The organism is Pseudomonas aegrilactucae (assembly GCF_019168305.1).
GTDB classification, from domain to species: domain Bacteria; phylum Pseudomonadota; class Gammaproteobacteria; order Pseudomonadales; family Pseudomonadaceae; genus Aquipseudomonas; species Aquipseudomonas aegrilactucae.
In genome coordinates, this window is the sequence record NZ_JAHTBI010000152.1 from 1 (window position 1) to 1,976 (window position 1,976).

The 1,976-nt window shown below is 45.5% G+C and carries 2 protein-coding genes; both read right to left on the reverse strand.

What is annotated here, in order from left to right; translation table 11 throughout:
• Positions 1-14: 14 nt before the first annotated feature.
• Positions 15-536 carry a hypothetical protein gene (locus KUO17_RS26085; RefSeq protein ID WP_217978432.1) on the reverse strand — a complete coding sequence of 174 codons (522 nt, stop codon included), beginning with the start codon at positions 534-536 and terminating at the stop codon, positions 15-17.
• 77 nt (positions 537-613) lie between these two features.
• Positions 614-1,543 carry a hypothetical protein gene (locus tag KUO17_RS26090; protein WP_217978433.1) on the reverse strand — a complete coding sequence of 310 codons (930 nt, stop codon included), beginning with the start codon at positions 1,541-1,543 and terminating at the stop codon, positions 614-616.
• Positions 1,544-1,976 lie beyond the last annotated feature (433 nt).

Below are 1,976 nucleotides of genomic sequence, written 5' to 3' on the forward strand. Positions count from 1 at the left end.
ACTTCGGCGGACGCTTACTGTGCTGCGACCATGGTGCCAGTTGCTAATGAAGCTCTAAGATCAATGAGAGCCTCCATTGATCCGACTTTGTATATATACGAAACGTGCTGTCCTGTAGCTGTATCAATTAGGTCGACGAGAGCTTCAGTGGCTCGCAGAGCTTCAACTGGAGGGCTTTTAGGCTCATAACTGCTTAGAACACCAGGTTTCATATGGGCGACTTGTTCATGTCGAATCTTAACAAGTGGTTTTGCCAATGAAATAAATTTTTTGCCTGCCTCCGCTACTTCAGCTGATGCTGCGCCGAAATTTGCACGTTTCAAAAGCAATGATATAGACCTTGCGTCTTTTCGTTCATCTGCAAGACGCGCTATGCGAATTACAAGCATCTCGGCCAACTCATTAAGTGCTACGAACTGATTGGCCATATCATATCGCGTGAGGCACTTAGGGAGGTCTTCTAATAATCGTTTATGCGTATAGATTGACACTAAGATGTGCCAAACTTCATTTTGAATTTCATCGAGAAGTTTCACGTACACTCCGAAAATACATAGTATCTGGTTAAGAGGCGGGCTTTAGCCAGTCCCGAGCGAGCGACTTGAACCATTTGTTAGCCATTGCCACCACGGGCCATCTGGTAGTAACTGAAGTAGATATTTCCGGTTTGAGCTGCATGGCGTTTTTTCCGAAGCAGCAGGCTCGTGAAGTCTATGCGTTCTTCAAATACAGCCATTAGGTCACCGCCGTCCATTAGTAGGATCGAGGCACCTCCTGCTTGATGGGCGGCGACACCATCTTGAGAAAAGCCATTTATAGATAAGAAAACACCTAAAGTATTTTCAAGCTTTGTTTTAACCTTATCGGAAAAAACGGCTAGGTCGGCTTTGTTGACAAGATTTTTCTGCCACTTTGCCTCGAAGAGATATTCAGTGCCGTCTAGCGAAAATGCCCCATCCAGCTGTTCGCCGAGATTTTTAAATGACGCCTTGGGGTCAAGATCAAAAAGCTCGAATAATTCATACATGATCTTTTCTAGTTCAAATCCACGGCCTTGAGCGTCGTCTGTTCCAACAAGAGGCATGTACCTATTTTTGATTTCTTCAAGTTTTTGGCGAACGGCTACGTTCGCTTTTAGCTTCTCGGCCGCTTGCTCTTGTCTTCTCTTGATCTCATCCTGTTCTTTTTTTATTTCCTGGTGAGGCTCAACAAGCTGTCTTAACTGGTTTACTGAACTTCGTGCTTTCTCTACTTTTTGAGGGCCGTCATCTAGAGATTTTAGATGTGAAAAATCAGTAATCTTACAAACTTCGTAACAAATTTTGGTCAGATCGCCAAGATGCGAGGACTGGTTGGCAACAAGATAGTCAATGATATCGGAGGCGATTTGCCTCTTGTAGTTCTCCCAATTGAATTTGTTAAGTATCGAAGGATTTGATAGGCAAAGCTGGAGAAAGCCTCTTAACTCGGACTTGTACCAGTAGACAGAGCATAGAGCTTCCTTCAGCGCCATGATCCCAGCTGGTGATATTTGCTTTCCCATACGCAATACCTTTTAGTGATGGCTAACTATAAATTAGGAGACATCGCTGTCGCATAACATTCAACCCGCCGCAACTAAGATCAACTCTTGGATATTTAACGCATCAGAGGTGATAAATACGACATCTTCAGGTTGAAAAAGCGACACCAAAGCATGCACACCGAAGGACTGATGGCCAGAGGCTACCCATAGCTGCCAGACATGTCTAGTGTCGACCGGCAGCTTTTGGCCGTCCGCTGCCTGTCGCCACGGCAGCTTTTGGCGGACTCCTACCTATTCTCGCCGGAGGGGATGATCAACAACGTTCGAATTCGGGAGGTTTACCATTCCGTATGCGGCTCTGAATTACTTGTAGACTGATGTCGTACTGACATCTAAAAAATCCCGAGTTCGATTCCACCGAGCGCCATAACTGTAACCGTCCGGCGAAGTC

Coding starts and splice junctions, on each gene's coding strand:
- KUO17_RS26090 (WP_217978433.1), bottom strand. CDS start 1,543: ATGGGAAAGCAAATATCACCAGCTGGGATCATGGCGCTGAAGGAAGCT.